Origin of the sequence: Parabacteroides caecihominis (genome assembly GCF_023656785.1) — a bacterium.
GTDB lineage: Bacteria > Bacteroidota > Bacteroidia > Bacteroidales > Tannerellaceae > Parabacteroides > Parabacteroides segnis.
Window position 1 is genome coordinate 75,854 of sequence record NZ_JAMOKS010000023.1, and the last position, 24,208, is coordinate 100,061.

Here is a 24,208-nt window from a genome sequence, read left to right on the forward strand (position 1 = left end):
ATCACTTTTAGACTGTGTGTGTTTCTTTTTCTGTTTGTCTTAATTATATAAGACTAAAAATAGAATGGAGAAACGACATCTACATACTTTGTTTTCCCGCTTCTTTGGAAATGATTTTCCCAAAGAGGTACGTAATCGGTTTGCCGCCTGGTTTATCCGGGAAGAACAGGCCGATGAGAAGGAAGAGGTATTAGAAGATATATGGAACTCATTACCGGAGACGATAGATTTTACATCTTACGCAGAGTTGAAAAAGGTGAACAAGCGTATTCATCCTGAAAATAACTCTTTCTACCGGCGATTGGCTGTTATTGCTGCAATTATTGTATTACCCTTATTAGGGATTGTCACTACTACATGGTATTATAAATATGCCGGCATATCATCTGATATGCATATGGTAGAATGTTTTGTTCCGAATGGGGAAAGAAAGCAGGTTATTTTACCGGATGGTTCTATTGTATGGTTAAATGCAAATTCAGTTTTAATCTATCCCGAGAAATTCGGAAAAACACGAACGTTGTTCCTGAGTGGAGAGGGGCATTTTACAGTCACTAAAGATAAGGAAAGACCTTTTATTGTAAAAACGAATTATTTGAATGTCGAAGCATTAGGAACAGTCTTTGATGTGCATTCTTATCCGGAAGAAAGTGAAACCACAACCATCCTGGAATCAGGCTGTGTCAGGGTTGACGATAAAATAGGTTCATCGGGTTCTGTCATTCTGCACCCAAACGAACAACTGACCTATAACCATGCAGATGCTTCTTTTCTTAAAAGCTATGTGGATGCTTCCCGGTTAAGCACCTGGACGAAAGGGTATCTGATTTTCCAGCAGGAAACGTTAGCGAATATTTTCCGTGCGTTGGAAAGACAATATAAGGTAAAGATCAATTACAATGATACCAAATATGCAAGCATGACATTTACTGTTCGCTTCCATGCCCGGGAATCCCTGGAAGAGGCATTGGATGTTTTAAAAAGAATTGGAGTTAACTTTAAATATAAAATTGTAGACAATGATGTATATATTCAGTAACAACTAAAAAAACAACAATATCATGAAAAAAAGGTATCCGGGAAGCTGACGGCCAATCACTTCTTCCCGGACTGAAATCGAAAATCATCCCGATTTTTGGGGCGTTATATATGCCCTTAAATCAAAAAGATAGTATTCAATTTAATTCTTAAATATACAAAGTTATGAAAATATATAACAAATCACGAAGATGTGTGGTAAATACTTTTTATAAATCTATTTACATTGCATTATTCTTGTGCTGTTCTTTTATAGTAAAGGCTCAGAATCAATTAATTACACTCTCAAAACAAATGACCTTAAAAGAGGCTTTTGTAGAGATCGAAAAGCAAACAAATCTTTCAGTAGACTATAATGATCAATTAATAAATGCGAATGAACGTATTAAAAAGGCATATAATAATACGCAGTTGAATGAAGTTTTAAATGCTATATTGAAAGACGCCAGTTGTTCATATTCAATTCAGGGAAGCCATATCTTAATTACACCTAAGACTGCTCAGCAGGTGAAAAATCAGACTATAACCGGTACGGTTACTGATGAGTTGGGCGATCCGATTATTGGAGCCAATGTAATTGAAGAAGGTACAACAAACGGAATTATGACTGATATTGATGGTAAATTTTCATTGTCAGTATCAGCCGGTTCTAAAATTCAGGTTTCATATATAGGATATATAACTCAGGATATAAAAGTCGGAAATAAGAAAACTTTCGCGGTCGTATTGAAAGAAGATTCTCAGGCTTTGGAAGAAATTGTAGTTGTGGGTTATGGTACGCAGAAGAAAGGTGTCGTAACAGGATCTATCGCAACTGCAAAGGGTGATGATATTATCAAGAGTCCGACTCAGAACTTAGGACAGGCTTTGGCCGGTCGTTTGCCGGGCCTTATCGTGACTAACGGTAGTGGTGAACCGGGTGCTGACGGAGTAACAATCAATATTCGTGGTAAGAGTACAACCGGAAATAATGATCCGTTGATCCTGATCGACGGTATTGCCGGTCGTGGTTCTTTGGATAGACTTAATCCAAATGATATTGAGAGTATTACTGTTTTGAAAGATGCTTCTGCTGCTATCTATGGTTCGCGTTCTGCCAATGGTGTTATTCTGGTAACAACCAAGAGAGGTAAAACAGGAAAACCGTCAATTAGCTATTCTTTCAATGTCGGTTTACAGCAACCGACACGTGTGCCGGATCTGGCAGATGCTGCTACTTTTGCTGAAGTGACGAACGAGTTGGAATCATATGACGGACGTGTTCCCCGGTATACCGCTGATGAAATAGAATTATTCAGAAACGGATTGGATCCGATACATTATCCGAATACAAATTGGGCAGATGAGGTACTAAAGAAAGCTGCTTTTCAACAGAGACATAATGTATCTGTTTCCGGAGGTACGGATGCTGTTAGTTATTATGTAGGTGGTGGTTATTCCAGTCAGGATGGTATCTTTAAAAATGGATCGACAAAGTATGAACAGTATGATATACGTTCAAATATCGATGCTAAAATTACTAAAGACCTGAAAGTGTCGGTGGATATCTCGTCTCGTTTGGAAGATGCAAATTTCCCCAGCATGAGTGCCGGTGATATATTCTGGCGTATTACCAGATCTTATCCTACTGTTTTAGCTCAGTATCCGAATGGGTTACCGACAAATGGTTTGGATAGTAACCCAATCGTGATGGCTACAGATAAAACTGGTTATGAATATGATAAGAAGGCAGTATTTAATGGAACTATTACTGCAGACTGGAATTTATCGTGGTTGTTGGATGGTTTAGCTGCAGATGCTTATATGGCTTATGACCGTATAGGAAAAGACCATAAAAAATGGCAGACGCCCTGGTCTTTTTATACATGGGATGAGGCTACCGATACTTATACGGAACACATGAACACACTTGTTCAGCAGACCTCATTGAGACAAGAGCATTTAGCTGATTGGTCGCTGACATTGAATGCCAAATTGAAGTATAAGAAAACATTTGGCAGTCACGGGATAGATGCTATCCTCGGTTTTGAACAAAACAGCTATAGAAAGGATAATTTCTGGGCATCTCGTGGTAGTTTTATGTCTACAGCTATCGACCAGTTGTTTGCCGGTACATCCAACAAAGATTATTATGATAACTCTGGTGATGCTTCAGAAAGCGCACGTCGCAGTTATTTCGGACGTGTCGCTTATGATTTTGCAGGTAAGTATATGGCTCAGTTTAATTTCCGTTATGATGGTTCATATATTTTCCAGGCAGGACAGCGTTGGGGCTTTTTCCCGGGTGTGTCTGCCGGTTGGAGAATGTCTGAAGAGAGCTTTATCAAAGATAATATCGACTGGATCAATAATTTGAAGATACGCGGATCATTCGGTAAGCAAGGTAACGATAATATCGATCCTTTCCAGTATTTGCTTAAATATAATTTGGGCCGTAATTACGTGTTTGGCGGAACTGACATGGTTGGTTTATATCAGAAAGGTTTCCCTAATAATAATGTAACATGGGAAGTTGCTGATACCTGGAACATCGGTACTGAAGGAACATTCTGGAATGGACTTTTAGGTTTTGAAGTTGAATATTTCAAAACAAAACGTTCTAATATTCTGGCAAAGCGCAATGCTTCTATTCCTAAGTATACAGGTTTGATCGATTTGCCGAATGAAAATATCGGACGGGTTCAAAACCAGGGTATGGAAATACAGTTGAGCCATTTCAATAAGATCGGTGAAGTGAACTTCCGTGCAAGTGGAAACTTTATGTTTGCCAGAAATAAAGTTTTGTTCATGGATGAAACTCCATGGGGTGAAGGACATGAATATATGAATGAAACAGGTGGTCCGATGGGAGCTGGTCTGCAATATCGTGCTATAGGAATTTTCAGAGATCAGGCAGCATTGGATAGTTATCCTCATTTGGATGCGGCCCGTCCTGGTGACTTGATTTTTGAAGATGTTGATGGCGATGGTAAAATAACCTCACTGGACCGTGTTCGTCAGAATTTGACCGGTTTCCCGGAGATTATCTTTGGCTTGAACTTGTCGGCTGATTGGAAAAACTTTGATATTAGTGTACTGTTTCAGGGACAAGCTCGTGCTGTAAAAGATGTAATTAGTCGTATGGATGCAACGTCGAATTTCTATAAATGGAGAGCTGAAGATCGTTGGACAGAAGATAATATCGATGGAACAATGCCCCGTGCCGGTGGTACTATCAACTATGGAGTCGAAAATCCGTGTAGTTTCTGGACACAAAATGCTTCTTTCGTACGTTTGAAAAACCTGGAAATAGGATACACCTTGCCTAATTTGTGGTTTAATAAACTACGTATATCAAACTGTAGAGTTTATTTGAGCGGACAGAACCTGTTTACTCTGGATCATATAAAATATGTGGATCCGGAAGGAAGCGGAGAAGGCAGCTATTATCCTCAAATGAGAATCTTTAATATAGGATGTAACTTAACTTTTTAAAAAGGGAAAAAGATGAAAAAGATAATATATTTGGCAGTTTCCGCACTGTTAAGCTTTAGTTCTTGTAGCGATTTTTTGGATAAAAAACCGTTGGATTCACTTACAGAGGATGCTGTTTTTAATGATGATGCTTTGCTCACAGCTTATGTGACAGCTTGTTACAATGCTTATCCGAACGGTTTTGATGAAGCAATGTCTTCCTCGGCTACAGATGAATCATATACTCGTCATGGAGATGGTAGTTCTAACATTGTAGCCAGGGGAGAAATGAACCCGGATAATGTTGAAAATTTTGACTCTGGTCGATTCTCCAACTTTAATTACTGGAATACAGCTTATGAGTATTTGCGTAACATCAATACGTTCTTTGCAAAATATGAAGAAGCGCAGGTTACGGAAGAATTAAAGAGTCGTCTGTATGGTGAGATGAAATTTATTCGTGCTTTTGTGTATTCTAATCTGATCTGGCGCTTTGGTGGTGTTCCTATTATTACGAAAGCGTATACATTGGAAGATACGGATTATTCTATCACACGAAATACGTATGAGGAATGTGTAGATTTTATCTTAAAAGACCTGGATGAGGCTATTGAGCATTTACCGGCAAAAATGGAAGGAGAAAATAAAGGTCGTGCCTCTGCAGATGCTTGCAAAGCACTGAAATCAAGACTGTTATTGTATGCTGCAAGCCCTTTGGTAAATACTTCTAATGATCTGAAAAAATGGGAATTGGCACGTGATGCGGCTAAAGCTGTAATCGATCTGCCAGGATATAGCTTGGCTTCGGATTATAGAACTCTTTTCTTGGAAGATAATGACGAAGTTATTTTCAGACGTTATTATACGAAGGCGAATGCTAACAGGGTGAATTTGTTTAATTCTCCTAATGGCTACGGCGGTTGGGGAGGTAACTGTCCTATTCAGAATTTGGTGGATGATTATGAAATGAAAGCAACGGGTAAAAAACCGGCAGAAGCAGGTTCCGGTTATGATCCGGCAAATCCGTATGAAGGTCGTGATCCTCGTTTTTATGCAACGGTTCTTCATAATGGTGCAATGTTCAGAGGACGTGCGGTTGAAACATTTATTCCTAACGGACAAGATAGCGAACAAGGAGCCATTGGAAGCTGGAACTGTTCGAAGACTGGTTACTATTTGCATAAATTTCATGATGAAAATCAGGTTATTAATGAATCGGAAGCAACTACTGTTCCATGGACTTTCTTCAGACTGGCAGAATTCTATTTGAATTATGCTGAGGCTCAGTACTATTTGGGAAATGAAGAAGAATGCCGTAAAGCTATCAATGTAGTTCGTTCCCGTGAAGGGGTAGAAATGCCTCCGGTAACAGCCTCCGGTACAGAACTACTTGAAAAACTTCGTAATGAGCGCAGAATAGAATTAAGTTTTGAGAACCAACGCTATTTCGATTTGAGAAGATGGAAAATTGCTGATGAGTATGAAAACAAGAATTCTATTGGCATAAAAATTGAAAAGGATGAAAATGGTAATTTCAAATATACTGAAATCACAGTTTTGGAACGTAATTTCCTTCCGCAGCATTATTGGTTGCCAATTCCTCGCTCAGAAATTATAAAGAGTAATTATACTTTGGAACAGAATCCTTATTATAATTAATTCGAGTATAAGTAATTGATTAAAAAAGCGCATAAATGACACAAATTTGTCAAATAACAAACATGCTATTATCATTTTTGTTCCTTAATTTGTGTCATTATGTGCTATTTAAATAGAAAAAGATGAACTCAAAAGTTTTTATATTCATACTTTTAAGTGTATTGCTGCTTCCGACAGGTTGTGTTGAGGCAAGTAAGGCAAAAGAGGAGAAGAAAAATACCGCTCCGCGAATAATCAATATAGTCAATTTTATTCGCCAGACAGACTATCGTCTGGAAAACTCGGATGCACTGATGTTTGAAACGGTGGAGAAACAAATCGACCTGGTTAATCAGTATGACTTTCCTGCAACATTCCTGTTTCAGTATGATGCCCTGATCAATCCGGAATATCAGAAGCTAATGAAAGCCAAGCTTAATCCTACATGTGAACTTGGTGCATGGTGGGAAATTACCCAGCCTCATGTGGAAGCTGCCGGATTGAAATGGCGCGGAGAACATTCATGGGTATCGACCGCCAATATCGCTTTTACTCCGGGATATACTCTGGAAGAAAGGGAAAAACTGGTGGATGTCTATATGGCGAAATTTAAGGAGATTTATGGTAAATATCCTAAGTCTGTAGGTTCCTGGTATGTTGATTCACATACTTTGGAGTATATGTATAAAAAATATGGTATTGTCGCTTCCTGTAACTGCAAAGATCAGGTTGGTACTGATGGCTATACATTGTGGGGAGGGTATTGGAACCAAGCCTATTATCCCAGTAAGCTGAATGCATATATGCCGGCTCAGACAGACGAATATCAGATCCCGGTACCTGTATTCCGTATGTTAGGTAGCGATCCGATGTACCAGTATGATGCTGGAATAGGCTCTAACCATCAGGGGGTTATAACACTTGAACCCGTATATACCGAAGGGGGAAAAAGTAAAAAGTGGGTGGAATATTTCCTTAAAACGATTGTTGATGAACCCTGTCTGGCATTCAATTATGCACAGGCTGGTCAGGAAAACTCATTTACCTGGTCAGGAATGGGAGAAGGTCTGATCATGCAATTTCCTCTATTCGACTCATTGAGTAAAGCCGGAAAGATTCGGGTAGAGACACTGGAAGAATCCGGTCGCTGGTTTAAGGAACAATTCCCAAAAACTCCGGCTACTGCGATAACTACTTTAGTTGATGTCCGTAATGAAGGAAACAAATCCGTATGGTATAACAGCCGTTTCTACCGTTCTAATTTGTATTGGGAAAAAGATGGTTTCTGTTTCCGGGATATTCATTTGTTTGATGAAAAAATGAAGTCTGAATATCTGGATACTCCGGGTACGGGAGGACAATTTTTCTATTATACCTTACCGGTAATCGATAGATTCTATTGGAGTACGCCGGACGATAAGATCGGACTTCGGGTTGTGAAGCTGGATAAGAATGGAAAAGGGACGGAACTTGTTTTGGCCGATCCCGTAGTCAGCGAACCGTCAAAGAGTGTTTTAAATGTCGAGTCTAAAGATAAGAGCGGGAATAATTTTATTTTCACGTTTAACGAGGACAAGATCGATATTTCATGTAATGCAGCAGAAAGTGGTTTGGATTGGGCACTTGAGTTGAGGGTTCCGCAGGACAGACTTGACCGCCTGCCATTTAAAGACTTTGAAAAATCGTCCGTAAAGTCTGAGTTCAGAGGATTCAATTATAATGTAGCATGTGAAAAAGGTAGTATAGTCAAAGGCAATAATACGGATTATGTGTTGAGATTTGTACCGTCTGGTAACAAGTTGGTCATTGTTTGCACAACCGGTCAATGAAAATAAAACTTTTTTAATCGGACGGTTGCAGGGCCCGGTTTCACGCTCTGTTGAGAAAAGAAGCCGGGCTCTTGTTTTTTGAGGGAAAGAGACATTATAAGTATAATTAAATCTAAGTTTATCATGAGAACAATAACATCTTTATTTATTCTTTGGGCATTTCTTGTCATCTGCAACCCTGTTGCTGCTCAGGTTACCGAAAAAGAGTTTAATCTTGACTTATGGGAGAACGGACTTCCGAATACCAATGGTATAGACCGTACTCCGTTTGATGACAATATTCAGAACTACAAACCTTCGTTACGTGTTTTTCTGCCTCCGAAGGATATTGCTACCGGACGTGCTATAATTGCTTGTCCCGGTGGTGCTTATGCCGGACTGGCTTATAATCATGAAGGTTACGACTGGGCTCCCTTTTTTAATAAGTTAGGTATTGCTTATGTTGTTCTGAAATATCGGATGCCAAGAGGAAATAAAGAGGTCCCGTTCTCTGATGCGGAAGAGGCGATACGGTTGGTGAAAGAAAAGGCAAAGGAATGGAACATTGATCCGACAGACATCGGTATCATGGGGTCTTCTGCCGGAGGTCATCTGGCATCGACAATAGCGACACATATCAAGAAGGATTTGCGGCCGGCTTTCCAGGTACTGTTTTATCCGGTAATAACTATGGATAAATCATTTACCCATCTGGGTTCGCATGATAACCTGCTGGGAAAGGATGCTTCCCGGGAACTGGAAAATCTTTATTCTAATGAAAAGCAGGTGACGGGCGAAACTCCCAGGGCTTTTATTGCTTTCTCCGATGACGACGACGGCGTACCTACACCGAACGGAGTATATTATTATCTGGCATTAAAAGAAAATAAAGTTCCGGCATCCATCTTTATTTATCCTTCCGGTGGGCATGGATGGGGATATAGGACAGATTTCAAGTATCATACAGAAATGTTGCAGGATCTGAAGGCCTGGCTTGCCAGTTTTTAGAATAGAGGATGATTTTTGACATTATCTCCGGATAATATCAAATTTATTAAGTCAAAAATCATTTTTATAACCGGCCTTTTTAACAGAATACAGAGCTTTGGGGCGACCAATGTACTGGCTCATCTAATTCATATTAACGATTTTATTAAAATAGCATGCGAATGAAAAAGCTGATATTATTATTTACAGTTACTGCTCTCTTTAGTTATTCCAAAATGAACGGGCAATCAGTCGTTCAGTTGACCGGATTACAGAGCGATCATCTCGAGACTCCGATAGGTATCGATAATCCGAATCCCCGTCTTTCGTGGAAGATGGAAGACAGCAGGCCGGGCGCAAAACAGGTTTCGTATCGTGTGTTGCTGGATAAAGATTCCATGAAAGTTGTAAACGGGAATGCTGATATATGGGATACCGGTAAAATAAATTCCGGAGATAGGTTGATTACTTATGCGGGGAAGCAGCTAGAACCTTTTACCAAATATTATTGGAAAGTAATAGGCGGAGATCTGGAAAATAAAGAGGTCGTTTCGCCTGTCAGTTCCTTTGAAACAGGGATGATGGATATCAAGAACTGGCAAGGATCCTGGATTGGTGACGGGCAGGATGTCAATTATGAACCGGCTCCTTATTTCCGAAAAAAATTCACGACAGGCAAAAAAATAAAATCGGCACGTGCCTATATTGCTGTGGGCGGATTGTATGAATTATATATCAATGGTGAAAAGATCGGTAACCACCGTCTGGATCCGTTGTATACCCGTTTCGACAGACGTAACCTGTATGTCACTTATGATGTTACCGGGCAACTCCGGAATGGCGACAATGCCATAGGAGTCTTGCTTGGAAACGGATGGTACAACCATCAATCGAAAGCAGTGTGGGATTTTGACCGTGCTCCCTGGCGGAACAGGCCGGCTTTCTGCCTGGATCTTCGTATCACTTACAGTGACGGCAGTGTAGAGACCATTCCGACGGACCTTAGCTGGAAAACATCTTCAGGAGCATTGGTATTCAATAGTATTTATACAGGTGAACATTATGATGCCCGGCTCGAACAGAAAGGCTGGAATACTCCGGACTTCGATGATTCCAAGTGGAGAGGCGTCGGACTCAGAGGCGTTCCTTCTCAAAATGTCGTGGCACAGCAGGTCCGTCCGATCCGTAATGTGCTGACTATTCCGGCTAAGTCGGTCAATAAGATAAATGACAAGACATATGTTTTTGATTTCGGTCAGAATATGGCAGGTGTAACCAATATCAAGGTATCAGGCGAAGAAGGTACCGAAGTCAGAATTATGCATGGAGAACGGCTTTTTGATAACGGACGCATTGACATGTCCAATATTGATGTGTATTACAGGGGTGATAAGGAAAAAGATCCTTTCCAGACCGATATTTTAATTCTTAGCGGTGGCGAGGATGAGTTTATGGCAAAGTTTAATTATAAAGGTTTCCGTTATGTGGAAGTAACCAGTGACAAACCTATTGAATTAAATCAGAACAGCCTGACCGCTTTCTTTATGCACAGCGATGTGCCTGCTTCCGGAGAGATCAGGACATCGAGTGAGCTGGTAAATAAATTGTGGTGGGCTACCAACAATGCTTATCTGTCGAATCTGATGGGATATCCGACCGATTGTCCGCAACGCGAAAAGAACGGATGGACGGGTGACGGTCATTTTGCGATCGAAACAGCTTTATATAACTTCGATGGAATTACCGTATATGAAAAATGGCTGGCCGACCACCGGGATGAGCAACAACCCAACGGGGTACTTCCCGATATTATACCTACCGGAGGCTGGGGGTATGGTACGGATAACGGACTGGACTGGACGAGTACAATAGCTATTATCCCCTGGAACCTGTATATGTTTTATGGAGATAGCAAGCCTTTGGCTGATTGTTATGAGAATATCAAGCGTTATGTCAATTATGTGGATCGTACGAGTCCGAATCATCTGACATCCTGGGGACGTGGAGACTGGGTTCCGGTTAAGTCCCGTTCCAATAAAGAGTTTACATCATCCGTCTATTTTTATGTCGACACTAAAATATTGGCGACTGCCGCCAAGCTGTTTAACAAGCAGGATGATTATACATATTATACGGCATTAGCCGAAAAGATCAAAGAGGCTGTCAATAATAAATATCTGAATAAGGAGACCGGAATATATGCCGGTGGTTCCCAGACGGAATTAAGTGTTCCTCTGCAATGGAAGATCGTACCGGAAGATATGATCGCTAAAGTTGCGAAGAATCTGGCAAAGAAAGTGGAAGAAGCCGGATTCCATCTGGATGTCGGTGTATTGGGGGCAAAAGCAATCCTGAATGCATTGAGCGAAAACGGATATCCGGAGACAGCTTATAAGGTAGCTGCACAGGATACCTATCCGTCATGGGGCTGGTGGATCGTCAATGGGGCTACGACTTTATTGGAAAACTGGGATTTGAAGGCTGAACGTGATATTTCGGATAATCATATGATGTTCGGAGAGATAGGCGGATGGTTCTATAAAGGTCTGGGAGGTATTTTTCCTGATCCGGAACAGCCTGGTTTCAAACATATTATATTGCGTCCGAATTTTGTAAAGGAATTGAAGCATTTCGAAGCAAAACATGATTCTCCTTACGGGCAGATCATCTCCAAATGGGAGTGGAACAGAAAGAAGATCAATTATGAAGTGGTTGTTCCGGCAAACAGTACGGCTACGCTTTATTTACCTGACTATGTCAAAGGAGATAAAGTGATCAAACTGGAGGCTGGCAAACACAATCTTACTTTCTTTATTTTATAGGGGGCAGCAAAAAGTTTGTCATAGCTGATTATTAATGTGTTACATCGTAAATGGCTTACAACCGGGGTAAAAAAGTACCTACTTTTGACCTTGCGTTTGTCATAGTTAACATTTGAAAACATATTGTTTGATAGATGTTCGCTTTTGCACCTGTTTGGTTTGTTTGTAGAAATAATTGAACTATCTACGGTGTCTTTTAATGAGGCTCGCCTCGTGCCGCAGGTTCTATTTTGCCGTTGGTTTCAACCAACGGTTCTAAATACAAGAGGTAAAGCCTCTTCCTCTGTGGGATTTATCCCCTTTCATTATACATATCAGGAAAAGGGGGTGAAACCCACAGAGGAATCCGGTAAAACCGGAAGGTTTATCTATCGTCAGTTGAAACTGACGGCAAAAGAGAGCCTGCGGCATGGGGCTTTGCCCCATTAAAGAAAATAGTTCAAAACTGATTATACCTGAAACATTCCCTGTTGCGTTAACTTTGAGATGCTTTGATTGATTCTGTATCACCAGGATGATATCGGAATGCCATCCCGGTCATGATAGAACGTCACCGGGATGGTATTTTGCAAAAGCAATAGCTTTTAGGTTTAAAAGCTATTGTTTTTATCTTTAGAATAAGTTGTTTTCGGACTTAGTTATAAACGATTCCGGTAGGAAATACTATATAAAAAAAGAGATACCTCACTGAGGTATCTCTTTTTCGCTCTTCCTCTTGGACTTGAACCAAGGACCCTCTGATTAACAGTCAGATGCTCTAACCAACTGAGCTAAGGAAGAAAATATGTCTTTCAGTCTTTCCCGATGTCTTTTTGCTCTTCCTCTTGGACTTGAACCAAGGACCCTCTGATTAACAGTCAGATGCTCTAACCAACTGAGCTAAGGAAGAAAATATGTCTTTCAGTCTTTCCCGATGTCTTTTGCTCTTCCTCTTGGACTTGAACCAAGGACCCTCTGATTAACAGTCAGATGCTCTAACCAACTGAGCTAAGGAAGAATTTTCAATCTTTCAGCGGCTTGTTGTATGCCTTTCTGAAATTGCACTGCAAAAGTAGAGGTTCTTTTTGAAATATGCAATATCTTTGCAGAAAAAATTTGAAAAAATGAATACGATAGGCTTAGGAAACGCTTTGGTAGATGTTTTACTTCGGTTAGATAGTGATGATGTGCTTGCAGAAGTGGGTATAAAGAAGGGGGCAATGGATATGATTGGTCAGGAACAGATGATCGCTATCCGTAAAACACAGGAACGGTTGGAGAAAAGCCAGGCTCCGGGTGGCTCTGTTTGTAATACGATGCGTGCAATGGCTTGCTTGGGAGCAAATACCGGTTTTATAGGAAAGATCGGTACGGATACGGTTGGTGAATATTATGAAAAGGCGTTGCAGGATGCGAACGTGTCTCCTTATTTTATAAAGACAGAGGGTATTTCGGGCAGTTGTACCGTATTGATCTCAAAAGACGGCGAACGTACGATGGGTACATTCCTCGGTCCGGCTCCGACGATTACGCCGGATGAAATAAAGGAGGAGATCCTTAGCCGGTATAACTGTATATATATAGAAGGATATTTGCTGGTAAACGAAGAGTTGGTTCGTACTACCATGCAAAAAGCAAAGAAACTGGGATTGAAAGTGGCCCTCGACCTTTCTAATTTTAATATTGTAAATGCATTTAAGGGATTGCTGGATGATATTATTCCTGAATATGTCGATATTCTTTTCTCTAATGAAAGTGAAGCAGAGGCTTTTACCGGTCTGAAAGCAGAGGAAGCGGTAAAGGTGCTTTCCGGAATGGTAGAGGTGTCTTTGGTTACTCTGGGTAAGGAAGGTGCGTTAGTGGGAAGTAAAGGACAGGTCATTGCCGTTCCGGCAGAAGGGGGCAAGCCGGTCGATACAACCGGAGCCGGCGATCATTTTGCTGCCGGGTTCCTGTATGGGCAATCTGTGGGGGCTACATTGGAACAGTCTGCCCGGATCGGTTCGCTTCTGGCCGGATATATTATAGATGTGATCGGGGCTCAGATTCCGGATGACAAATGGGAACAAATAAAGTTAAAAGTAGATGCGATATTATCCTGAAAAGGGTTTTATGTATACATTTACATCGTTAATTAACTAAATATTCTATGTTTAAGAAGGTACGACGAGAAAGATTGATAGGTTTGTTTTGCTTATTGCTCCTGGCTGGGAGTATTTTGCCGGGACAGGCTCAGAAAGATAACCGCTTTGAAGTAAGTAAGAACCTGGACATTTTCAATGCTTTGGTGAAAGAGGTCGAAATGTTCTATGTGGATTCGGTGGATGTTGAAAAAACAGTCCGGAGAGGGATCAATGCCATGTTGAGTGGTCTGGACCCTTATACTGTCTATTATCCGGAACAGGATATGGATGAACTGAAAATAATGACTACCGGCGAATATGGCGGTATCGGTTCTTATATCCGTGAGCGGAAAGAAGGGGGAGTGTATATCATTGAACCTTTTGAAGGTATGCCAGCTGCTTTGGCGGGTTTGAAAGCCGGAGACCGCATCCTGGCTATCGATACAGTCGATACGAGCAATAAAACATCCAGTGAAGTCAGTGAACTGCTGAAAGGAGTGCCCAATACAAAAATGGTATTGAAGATACAGCGTCCGAACGAAAAGAAACCCCTCGAAGTGGAACTGGTCCGTAAGCAGATCCTGGTAGACCAGGTTACTTATTATGGTGTTCGCGGCGATGGTGTCGGGTATATCTATCTGAAAGGGTTTACCGATAAGAGCGCACAGGAAGTGAAAAATGCCCTGGAAGATTTAAAGAAGAATCATCAGATAAAATCACTGATCCTGGATTTACGGAATAACGGAGGTGGTCTGTTGGAAAGTGCCACCCAGATCGTTGGTATGTTTGTCCCGAAAGGGAAAGAGGTAGTATCGACCAAAGGTAAGGTTAGTCAGTGGGACCGTACTTACCGTACATCCAATGAACCGATTGATACAGTAATGCCGATGGCAGTCCTGATCAATGGCAATTCGGCCTCTGCCGCCGAAATCGTTTCCGGCGCATTACAGGATATGGACCGTGCCGTATTGGTAGGCCAGCGTTCGTATGGAAAAGGCTTGGTACAGTCTACCCGTGAACTTCCTTATGAAGGGCGTCTGAAAGTAACAATGAGTAAATATTACATCCCCAGCGGCCGTTGCATCCAGCAGATGGATTATTCCCACAGGAAGGCGGACGGCAGTGTGGCTGCTATTCCGGATAGCCTGACCTCTGTATTCTATACATCGAAAGGGCGTCCTGTCCGTGACGGTGGCGGTGTACGTCCGGAGTTTGAAATAGAGGAAGAAGAGATGCCGACTATCATGTATTATCTGGTGACCGATTTTGTCCTGGTGGACTTTGTTACGGATTGGGCACAGAAACATAAGACAATTCCTTCTGTGGAAGAGTTTACTGTTTCCGATGAGGATTTTGAAGCATTCAAAAACTATGCGAAAGAAAAGAATTTCACTTATGACCGTCAGAGCGAAAAGATCTTGAAAAACCTGAAAGAAGTAGCCCAGTTAGAAGGTTATACAGACAGGGATTCAACTATTTTCACTGAATTGGAAGCCCGCTTAACTCCAAATCTGGACAGGGATTTCGATCTTTATAAGGATCAGATTAAAAAGTTGCTGGCTTCGGAGATCGTAAAACGCTATTATTTCCAGAAAGGCGAACTGCTTGAAAGCCTGAAAGATGACGAAGTACTGGATAAAGCAATCGAAGTTCTGAGCAACCCTGAATTATATAGCAAGACATTAAGCACCCCGGAAGAAGGAGAAACCAAACCGGCTGACGAAAAAGCCGATTCTTCGACCAAAGGAGGTAATATAGCCTATGTGTTTGATCAGACTGTAGGATAGAATCTATAATACCGATATATTGAGGGAGTAAACAAAATTGTTTATTCCCTTTTTTATTTTGTGAAAAGGATTTCCGGCTTTCTATTTGAATTTAATATGCAGAACAACCAATTCGGATACAGTTCCGACCCGGTAAGGAGGGCCGGCTATGCCTATGCCGGAAGATACATAAAACTGGGTCGGACCTTTTTTATGATAACCGTAGGGGCATTCATAGATCAGCTTCATTAACAGGGGATAGGGCCATAACTGTCCGTTATGGGTATGTCCGTGGAGTCCCAGATCCACGCCGTTCATGGTCATTTCTGCAAATGACCAGGGCTGATGGTCCAGAACAATAATAGGTTTGGTGGTATCGATGTCCGCCATTAACGTATGTAAAGCCTGCCGTTTTTTATTGATATAATCGTCTCTGCCGATCAGGTAAAAGGTTGAATCCGGTTGTACGACCGAGTCAATCAGATGTACGGCTCCGGTTTTTGCCAGCCAGCGATATTTGGCAAAACGGTTGGCACGGTATTCGTGGTTGCCGTTTACGACGTATACACCCAGCGGTGCTTTTAGTTGCTGTAAATCATCTTCTATATGTTCCATCTCGGCAAAACGGGATTCGTAATCCATAATGTCGCCAACCAATACGACCATATCCGGGTGTTGGGCATTACTTAGTGCGACATAGCGTTGAACCAGCTGTTTACCGATCACTTCGCCGATATGCAAATCGCTCATCATAACCACAGTCAGGCTGTCGCGGTCGTTGCTCCCTTTGGGCAGAGTGACATATACGTCTTTGACTATCGGGTAGGCGACGGTCAGGTAGGCTTTCACCATCAGGCAAGATACTCCGGCTATGATTACAAAAAACAGGGTTAACTTAGCCTGTTTCCAATGTTGTGTCAGCCATTGGGGAAACCAATGGAAGAAACGGTCGGATAGTCTGAGCACTTCCAGCGTCAGCAATGAAAGCGTGATATAGACGGAAGCAATATACCAGGTGTTGCAGATATATTGGATCGTGGTCATTATATGATCCGGCAATTCCTTGCGGAAGAAAAATCCGAAGAAGTAAATCGCCAGTTCCAGTATAAAGAATAATGTATAAGGAATACGCCAGCTTTTTTTAGCCGGTATTGCCTGATAGCCCCTCCAAAAGATATAGGGATTCAGTAACAATTGTGCTACTATCGATTGAATAAAGACTTTCATACCAGTTTGCCTTGCGGGGCCTTATTTGAATGCAATATTGAATACCACCATCTCGCTGCTCGTCCCGATCCGGAAAGGAGGTCCCCAGAGTGATAAGCCGGAAGATACGTAGATATGGCTGTTACCCCATTGTCTGTATCCATAACTTTGCTCGAACAAGCGGTCTGTCAGCAGGCTCATCGGCCAGATTTGTCCCCGATGTGTGTGTCCGCTGAATTGAAGGTCTATGCCGGCTTTCTCCGTTTCCTGCAGGTCATACGGCTGATGATCCAAAAGAATAACAGGTTTATCCGGATCAATGTTTTGCGATAAAGCCTGAAGGGATAAGCGTGACGGATTATGACGGTCGTCACGTCCGGCTATCTGAAGCCCATTGGGGAGTGTAACCACTGTGTCGCGTAACAGTTTGATCGGGGTCGATTGGATAAAATCAACGCTTTTCTTTATTCCGCTGATATATTCGTGGTTTCCCGGAACCATATAAATGCCTTGCGGCGCTTTCAGTTGCGAAAGTTCTTCTTGCATATTCTCTGCATAAAGAGGCGTTACGCTGTTGTCTATCAAGTCTCCTCCGATCAGGATCAGGTCCGGTTGTTCGGCATTGATCATGCTTACATATTTCTTTAGTTGTGCCTTGTTTGTGCCGTAACCCAGGTGGATGTCGCTTATGGCAACAACTTTCATCGGTTGTTGATTACTGTTGACAACCTTGTTGATAACTATGTTGAAAACTTGTGTCTTCGGATGTTGATAATGATAATAACCGTAACTTAACAGGCTGAGTGTCAGTAGAAGTGAGATGTAAAACCCATATTTAAAACTCCCGTTGAAAAGTTTGAATATATCGAACGCAACCAGGAATAATACCATATACAAAGTAAAAACCAGCCAGCCGGTTCCCACCTCATGTATGGTATGTGCCACCACGTCCGGATATTTTACATTCCTTGCCAGCATACTGACTACGAATGCAAGTGCACAACTCCAGAATAGAACTGTCAGAAGCACCTTTACGCCGAAAGGCTGGGCCACAAGCGTCTGTGCCCCTCTGATGAATATATAAATATTCCCTGCAAAGTAAGCGCAAAAAAGAGCGATGAAAATTGTAGGCATTTTGTCAAATTTTCGGCAAATGTACATAATAATCTTCAATTCATTTGTGAAAAAAGGTTTTGGCGTATAAGTAGAAAAATGTTTCACATCTGACAATGTCTGATTTATTTCGGATAGCCAACCGGATTATTCATCATCAATACCTGGTTGTCTGTCAGTTTGAGGATTTTCTTCAAAGCTGCCTGATCCATGCTTGCTCTGGGTACTGTAGACAATCCTATGCCAGCACAACATAAGTTTATATTTTGTGAAACGATACCGGCATCCATTGCCGCCATCAGTTTTGTATGATCACCGACATTACCGAAACGGGAAAGATCGGATACCAGAACGAGACAAACGGGAGCATCTTTAACAAAATCCTGTCCTCCTCCAACGGCAGCACGATGGTCGCCTTTAGCTATCGGATTCAGTGCATGGGCTTTTGCATCATATAGATAAGCGCCATCTTTCATAATAACATACACATCGATATCCTGTTTGTTCAAAGCCGACGGAGCCGTGCGTTTTCCGTCTGTACGGTTAATGCCGTTGGCTGCCCATAACAAATCTGAAAGATCCTGTGCGCTTAGTTCTTTCGCTGCATATTCGCGATCGGAATGACGGTCGGAAAATGCTTTCATAACAGCTGTCCCGCGAGCCTTGTCCGGGGCATTGAGTTTAATGACTTTAAGATCCTGTGCATTCATAACGGAAATGAATAATAAAGCGGTTAAAATGATTGAAATCTTTCTCATATCTATATTTATTAATAGTAATTCCTACAAATTTAAAACAAATTCATCTAATCGAACAGCAAAATACATCTTTTACAAATCTTTAATCCTGCTAAATACGAAGATTTCGTAGAATCTTATACATTTGCATCGGGTTTACACTATTTTTTTAGTAATAAATATAATAAATCAATCGATAACCTCTAAATTCTTTAAATTTGATGAAAGAAAAACTGCTCTACTTAGTGTTGGTGTTGATGATGACTGTGCCTTTGTGTGCGCAGAACCAGAATGCCGCTGATTACACGATCAAGGGACAGGTAGTTGATTCCCTGTCTAATGAAACAGTTCCTTATGCCACGTTGAGTATCGCTTTGGCAAATGCGCCCCAGAAAGCAATCAAACTGCTGGCCTGTGATGATGACGGTAAGTTTACCACCACATTAAAACAACCCGGGACATACATCATGTCCATGCAATCATTGGGGAAGCTTCCTGCCGTAAAACGTTTTACATTGTCTGAAGGTAAGAAAAGCTTGAATCTGGGTAAGTTGTTTATGAATGACGATTCTCAGCAGATCAAGGAAGTGACGGTTACTGCTCAGAAACCATTGGTGAAGGTAGAAATAGATAAACTTACCTATAGTTTGGAAGATGATCCAGAAGCACAAACTAATAATACATTGGATATGCTTCGGAAAGTTCCTATGATTACTGTTGATGGTGAAGATAAGATACAGCTGAAAGGTTCTACCAACTTTAAAATATATATGAATGGTAAACCTTCGAACCTGTTAAGTGGGGAAAATTCTTCAGATGTATTAAAAGGTATGCCTGCAAGTTCAATTAAGAATATTGAAGTAATTACTGATCCGGGTGCCAAATATGATGCTGAAGGTGTGGGTGGTATTATTAATATTATCACTACAAAGAATGCGCTGCAAGGGTATACTGGAAATGTTCGTGCAAACGCAAGTACTTTAGGACGCTTTGGTGGTGGCGCGTATATTTCAGCTAAAATAGGAAGTCTAGGGTTGACAGCCAATTATAACTATAATAATCAGAATTCCCCGTGGACTGATTCTTATATGAATCGTGAAAATCTGATTCCGGGTAAAGAGAGTATCATGAATCAAAATGGTCGTAGTAAGCGTAAAGGACCTTTTCAATATGGTTATTTAGAAGCAAGTTATGAGATTGATACATTGAATCTTATTAGTGTTGGAGCCAATTTGTATAGAGGAAATAGTAAAAATCTTTCTGAGAATTTTGTGGAAATGATTAATCAAAATCCTGATTTGGCTTATCATTATGATCGTAACAGTTATGCTAAATATGTGTTTGGTTCAACAGATTTAAATGTGGATTATCAGCATTCAACCAGTAAAAAAGATGAATTACTTACTTTCTCATATCGTTTCAGTAATTCTCCAAATGATAACGAAGGTCGTTCAGAATTGACAAATATGGTTAATTATCCGGATTCTCTATTGTATCCGCAATGGAATATCAATGATGCAGCAACGACGGAGCATACCGGGCAGGTAGATTATACAACACCAATCCGGAAGAATCATACCTTGGAAGTAGGAGGTAAATACATATTCCGTCAAAGTGATAGTGAAACGTTGCGGCAGATATTAAATTCTACAACATCTGTTTGGGAAGATAAATCTGAATTAAATAGTGATTTTAAGCATACTCAGCATGTATACTCTGGTTATTTGGGGTATGCGTTGAAATTTTCTAAATTTGGAGTAAAAGCAGGGGTACGTGCAGAAGGAACAAGTTTGAGTGTAAAGTATGCCAAGGCACATGAGCAAGATTTTAGTACGAACTATTTTGATGTTGTACCGAATGTGACTTTCTCTTATCAGATAGGGATGACACAACAGATGCGTATTGGTTATAATATGCGTATTCAGCGTCCTGGTATTTGGTATTTGAATCCATATAGAAATACAACAGACCCGGAAAATATTTCTTATGGTAATCCGAATTTGGATTCAGAGAAGAGTAACAATGTGAATTTCAATTATAGTATGTTTTCGCAGAAGTTAAGTATTAATGTAAGTACTAACTATACATTTGTAAACAACTCTATTGAACGTTACACTTTCGTTAATTCGGATGGAATAGCTGAGTCGACTTATGGAAATATAGGAAAGCAACAAAGAGCGGGTCTTTATCTTTATGGTAGTTGGAATCCCATACCGTTATTCCGTATTAATTTGAATGCAGGTGGTAATTATGTGGATTTACAAACGAATTCTACTCAGGAATTGAATATGTCAAATAGTGGTTTCACTGGATATATATACGCTGGTCCCCAGCTTAATCTACCAAAAGATTTTGTTATAAATGTCTATGGCTCTTATTCATCTCCTTGGATTACTTTACAGGGAAAAGGGTCTTCCTATTATAATGTAGGGTTCTCTGTAAATAAGAGTTTCATGAAGAAAAAATTAACAGTTTCCTTAAGTGCCAATAATCCATTCTGGAAGACTCTCAAGTTTGAAAATGAAACATCAGATCCTACTTTCCGAATGTATTCTGTGAACCATTGGAGTTCTCGTGATTTTCGTATTAGTGTATCCTATCGATTTGGAACATTGAAAGATGCGATTAAGAAAGTAAGACGTGGCATCAGTAATGATGATCAAAAAAGTGGTGGTGAAAGTAGTGGCGGTGGCGGCGGACAGTCAATGTAATAATTTTTAGGCATGGATTTCACGATTTCACGGATTGAATAAATAAGAAACGTGTTAATCTATGAAATCCATGCCTAATATTTCTATTAATAGTTCATTCCAAAATTCCAGAGTGGAATCACATTCCCATAACCGGTTTCAATATCACCCTTGACTACATACCCTTCTTGTGCATCGGCTATTTGTCGTTGTCCTTTGTTTTTACCTCCTAGTTTGCTGAATCATAGTTTATCCGTCGCATATCATTTATGAACAGATATACGATAATTGCACAACAAAAGTGCAGAAAATAATAGTTTTGTGCACTTTCGTTGTGCAATATATTGGGGGATCGTAATATAGGGGATACATCCTCTTTTTTGTTTTCCTACTATCTATTTTCATTTACCAGCCTTACTAATTCAAATTACTACGGCAACTAACCAATGGTTGATAACCATCAACCGAACGGTTCATAATTATCGGCCGATTGGCTCATAATTATCGACCAAGCGGCTTACAATTATCGGCCGCTAAATAGATAGGGTGAAAAATCTTCTAACATACTATAGATGAGTAATGAAGAACGGTATGAAGATTCGATGTAAAGCTAATGAATTTTTTACTGTCCGCTATTCATAAAAAGGTATATTTGGACAAAAAAGTACCTTTTCTTAGACAAAAAGTGTCTTTCCTATTGAAAGGATCGTTTTATCTTTGTTACCGGAATCAGAAATAAAGAACATGAAACACATTATTATTGGTTTGTTGCTGGTACTTTGCAGCACATTTACTTATGCATCCCGTAAGGAGATACTTTTGAATAACGACTGGATGTTCCGTTTCTCGCATCAGGTGCAGAAGAAGAGTGAACAAAGAGTCAATCTGCCTCATACATGGAATAGCGGTGACGCCTTATCCGGTAAACAGGATTATTATCGTGGAATGGGTAACTATGAAAAAACACTTTTCGTGAAACCCGAGTGGAAAGGAAAGCGTTTATTCCTGCGTTTTGAAGGCGTTAATACAATCGCGACGGTTTTTGTTAATTCAGTTTGCCTGGGTGAACATCGGGGTGGCTACGGTGCGTTTGTTTTTGAAATAACAGATAAGGTGCAGTATGGTGCCGAGAATAAAATATTGGTAAAGGTGAATAATGCCTTGCAACTGGATATAATGCCGTTGGTCGGTGATTTCAATTTCTATGGCGGCATTTATCGTGATGTAAACCTGATCATTACCGATCCGGTAAATATTTCACTGACCGATTATGCTTCTCCCGGAGTTTATCTGATACAAAATAATGTGACGAAAGAACAGGCGGATGTGAAAGCTAAAGTGTTGGTATCAAATGGTTCGTCCACGGCAAAACCGGTACAGGTGAATGTGAAAATCTGGGATGGAAACAAGATTGTGCAGCAGCAGGATATAAATCTGACTGTGGATGCAAATCAGATACATACCGCAGGACTGGAATTTTCCATTAAAAATCCTCATTTGTGGAATGGGCGGAAAGATCCGTTTATGTATCGTACGGAAGTGACATTGCTGGCTGACGGACAGGAAATAGATAAGGTAACTCAGCCGCTGGGTTTACGCTTTTATCATGTGGATGCAGAAAAAGGTTTCTTCCTGAACGGGGAACATCTGAAACTGCATGGTGTGTGCCGCCATCAGGACCGTGCCGAACGTGGAAATGCATTGTATAAAGAGCACCATGAAGAAGATGCTGCCATTATTGCCGAGATGGGAACGAATGCGATCCGTCTGGCTCATTATCCGCAGGCTACTTATTTTTATGATCTGATGGATAGATATGGTATCGTTGCCTGGGCGGAAATTCCTTTCATTGGTCCGGGTGGTTATCAGGACAGGGGATTCAACGACCTGCCTTCTTTCCGCGAAAATGGTAAAGAACAGTTGAAAGAATTGATTCGCCAGCACTACAATCACCCATCCATTTGTTTTTGGGGATTGTTCAACGAACTGAAAACACATGGTGATAATCCGATTGAATATATCAAAGAGTTGAATGAATTGGCTCATCAGGAAGATCCGACGCGTCCGACAACGGCTGCCAGCTTCCTGTCGTACGATAGCGATATCAGTAAAATAACCGATGTGATTGCCTGGAACCAGTATTTCGGCTGGTATGGTGGTTCTCCTTCGGATATGGGAAAATGGCTGGACGCTAATCATAAGGCGCATCCGGATTATAAAATCGGTATCAGTGAATATGGTGCCGGGGCAAGTATCTATCATCAGCAGGACTCTATTAAACCAGGTGTTGCTTCAGGCTGGTGGCATCCGGAAAACTTCCAGACTTTCTATCATATGGGTAACTGGGAGGCTATTGCAGAACGTCCGTTTGTGTGGGGATCATTTATCTGGAACCTGTTTGACTTTGGTGCCGCTCACCGTACGGAAGGCGATCGTCCGGGAATCAATGATAAAGGTCTGGTTACTTTCGACCGTAAAGTGAAGAAGGATGCTTTCTATTATTATAAGGCGAACTGGAATAAGGATGACAAATTTGTTTATATCGCTAACCGTCGTCATCGTGACCGTGATACGAAAGTGACCGATATAATGGTATTTTCTAATCTTCCCCAGGTTGAATTGTTCGTAAACGGAAAAAGTATAGGTGTACAGGGAGCGGATAATTATGCCACCTTTGTTTGGAATGGTGTAAACCTGAAAGACGGGGAAAATACAATTGAAGTGCGTGGCATACAGAAGAAAAACAACATAACTGATACAGTAAACTGGACTTGTAAGTAAACATAATAGATGGTTTTTTTCTACTGAATTGTAGTTCTTGCAAAAAGAATGGTAATTTAATAAAGGT

At 40.9% G+C, this 24,208-nt stretch carries 12 protein-coding genes, 3 tRNA genes and 2 pseudogenes; 10 read left to right on the forward strand and 7 right to left on the reverse strand.

Features of this window, described 5'->3' with window-relative positions; genetic code table 11:
• Positions 1-64 precede the first annotated feature (64 nt).
• From NBH14_RS18635 to NBH14_RS18660, 6 genes and pseudogenes are all read left to right on the forward strand, one after another.
• The gene (locus NBH14_RS18635) at positions 65-1,039 is read left to right on the forward strand and encodes a FecR family protein (RefSeq protein WP_186959783.1); all 975 of its coding nucleotides are present in this window, start codon (positions 65-67) and stop codon (positions 1,037-1,039) included.
• Between the two features lie 293 nt (positions 1,040-1,332).
• On the forward strand, positions 1,333-4,512 hold the full coding sequence (locus NBH14_RS18640; RefSeq protein WP_250817705.1) for a TonB-dependent receptor: 3,180 nt from the start codon (positions 1,333-1,335) through the stop codon (positions 4,510-4,512).
• Between the two features lie 12 nt (positions 4,513-4,524).
• Positions 4,525-6,150 carry a RagB/SusD family nutrient uptake outer membrane protein gene (locus tag NBH14_RS18645; protein ID WP_128135141.1) on the forward strand — a complete coding sequence of 542 codons (1,626 nt, stop codon included), beginning with the start codon at positions 4,525-4,527 and terminating at the stop codon, positions 6,148-6,150.
• Positions 6,151-6,272: 122 nt separating this feature from the next.
• Positions 6,273-7,958 (forward strand): hypothetical protein, encoded by a 1,686-nt coding sequence (locus NBH14_RS18650; RefSeq protein WP_186959779.1) that lies wholly within the window; start codon positions 6,273-6,275, stop codon positions 7,956-7,958.
• Positions 7,959-8,078: 120 nt separating this feature from the next.
• Positions 8,079-8,942, forward strand: a pseudogene (locus NBH14_RS18655) (alpha/beta hydrolase); the annotation flags it as partial.
• Between the two features lie 164 nt (positions 8,943-9,106).
• Positions 9,107-11,746 (forward strand): glycoside hydrolase family 78 protein, encoded by a 2,640-nt coding sequence (locus NBH14_RS18660; protein WP_186959776.1) that lies wholly within the window; start codon positions 9,107-9,109, stop codon positions 11,744-11,746.
• 706 nt (positions 11,747-12,452) lie between these two features.
• Here NBH14_RS18660 and NBH14_RS18665 read toward each other — a convergent pair.
• The 3 genes from NBH14_RS18665 to NBH14_RS18675 form a co-directional block, all read right to left on the reverse strand.
• Positions 12,453-12,526: transfer RNA gene (locus NBH14_RS18665), tRNA-Asn, on the reverse strand.
• Between the two features lie 35 nt (positions 12,527-12,561).
• A tRNA-Asn gene (locus NBH14_RS18670) sits at positions 12,562-12,635 on the reverse strand.
• A 34-nt stretch (positions 12,636-12,669) separates the two neighbouring features.
• Positions 12,670-12,743: transfer RNA gene (locus tag NBH14_RS18675), tRNA-Asn, on the reverse strand.
• Between the two features lie 106 nt (positions 12,744-12,849).
• Here NBH14_RS18675 and NBH14_RS18680 point away from each other — a divergent pair.
• Both NBH14_RS18680 and NBH14_RS18685 read left to right on the forward strand, forming a co-directional pair.
• A complete protein-coding gene (locus NBH14_RS18680) occupies positions 12,850-13,827 on the forward strand; it encodes an adenosine kinase (protein WP_186959774.1) in 978 nt (325 codons plus the stop codon).
• Between the two features lie 47 nt (positions 13,828-13,874).
• Entirely contained in the window at positions 13,875-15,635 is a 1,761-nt protein-coding gene (locus tag NBH14_RS18685; protein WP_186959773.1) for a S41 family peptidase, read from the forward strand.
• An 81-nt stretch (positions 15,636-15,716) separates the two neighbouring features.
• On the opposite strand, the gene NBH14_RS18690 is transcribed toward NBH14_RS18685, so the two are convergent.
• From NBH14_RS18690 to NBH14_RS18700, 3 genes are all read right to left on the reverse strand, one after another.
• Positions 15,717-16,841, reverse strand: coding sequence for a metallophosphoesterase (locus tag NBH14_RS18690; protein ID WP_186959771.1), 1,125 nt, complete (start codon positions 16,839-16,841; stop codon positions 15,717-15,719).
• Between the two features lie 21 nt (positions 16,842-16,862).
• Positions 16,863-17,954, reverse strand: coding sequence for a metallophosphoesterase (locus tag NBH14_RS18695; RefSeq protein ID WP_186959770.1), 1,092 nt, complete (start codon positions 17,952-17,954; stop codon positions 16,863-16,865).
• Positions 17,955-18,058: 104 nt separating this feature from the next.
• On the reverse strand, positions 18,059-18,691 hold the full coding sequence (locus tag NBH14_RS18700) for a SagB/ThcOx family dehydrogenase (RefSeq protein WP_186959768.1): 633 nt from the start codon (positions 18,689-18,691) through the stop codon (positions 18,059-18,061).
• Positions 18,692-18,891: 200 nt separating this feature from the next.
• On the opposite strand from NBH14_RS18700, the gene NBH14_RS18705 reads away from it, so the two are divergent.
• Positions 18,892-21,381, forward strand: a complete 2,490-nt coding sequence (locus tag NBH14_RS18705) for a TonB-dependent receptor (protein ID WP_186959767.1) — start codon at positions 18,892-18,894, stop codon at positions 21,379-21,381.
• Positions 21,382-21,467: 86 nt separating this feature from the next.
• On the opposite strand, the pseudogene NBH14_RS28850 reads toward NBH14_RS18705, so the two are convergent.
• Positions 21,468-21,596, reverse strand: a pseudogene (locus NBH14_RS28850) (ATP-binding protein); the annotation flags it as partial.
• Between the two features lie 508 nt (positions 21,597-22,104).
• Here NBH14_RS28850 and lacZ4 point away from each other — a divergent pair.
• The gene (gene lacZ4, locus NBH14_RS18710; RefSeq protein WP_186959765.1) at positions 22,105-24,141 is read left to right on the forward strand and encodes a beta-glucuronidase LacZ4; all 2,037 of its coding nucleotides are present in this window, start codon (positions 22,105-22,107) and stop codon (positions 24,139-24,141) included.
• Positions 24,142-24,208: the final 67 nt, after the last annotated feature.

What these genes read in the sequence shown, in the direction of transcription:
- NBH14_RS18635 (WP_186959783.1), top strand. Translation starts at nt 65, where the DNA reads ATGGAGAAACGACATCTACATACTTTGTTTTCCCGCTTCTTTGGAAAT.
- NBH14_RS18640 (WP_250817705.1), top strand. Translation starts at nt 1,333, where the DNA reads ATGACCTTAAAAGAGGCTTTTGTAGAGATCGAAAAGCAAACAAATCTT.
- NBH14_RS18645 (WP_128135141.1), top strand. Translation starts at nt 4,525, where the DNA reads ATGAAAAAGATAATATATTTGGCAGTTTCCGCACTGTTAAGCTTTAGT.
- NBH14_RS18650 (WP_186959779.1), top strand. Translation starts at nt 6,273, where the DNA reads ATGAACTCAAAAGTTTTTATATTCATACTTTTAAGTGTATTGCTGCTT.
- NBH14_RS18660 (WP_186959776.1), top strand. Translation starts at nt 9,107, where the DNA reads ATGAAAAAGCTGATATTATTATTTACAGTTACTGCTCTCTTTAGTTAT.
- NBH14_RS18680 (WP_186959774.1), top strand. Translation starts at nt 12,850, where the DNA reads ATGAATACGATAGGCTTAGGAAACGCTTTGGTAGATGTTTTACTTCGG.
- NBH14_RS18685 (WP_186959773.1), top strand. Translation starts at nt 13,875, where the DNA reads ATGTTTAAGAAGGTACGACGAGAAAGATTGATAGGTTTGTTTTGCTTA.
- NBH14_RS18690 (WP_186959771.1), bottom strand. Translation starts at nt 16,841, where the DNA reads ATGAAAGTCTTTATTCAATCGATAGTAGCACAATTGTTACTGAATCCC.
- NBH14_RS18695 (WP_186959770.1), bottom strand. Translation starts at nt 17,954, where the DNA reads ATGCCTACAATTTTCATCGCTCTTTTTTGCGCTTACTTTGCAGGGAAT.
- NBH14_RS18700 (WP_186959768.1), bottom strand. Translation starts at nt 18,691, where the DNA reads ATGAGAAAGATTTCAATCATTTTAACCGCTTTATTATTCATTTCCGTT.
- NBH14_RS18705 (WP_186959767.1), top strand. Translation starts at nt 18,892, where the DNA reads ATGAAAGAAAAACTGCTCTACTTAGTGTTGGTGTTGATGATGACTGTG.
- lacZ4 (WP_186959765.1), top strand. Translation starts at nt 22,105, where the DNA reads ATGAAACACATTATTATTGGTTTGTTGCTGGTACTTTGCAGCACATTT.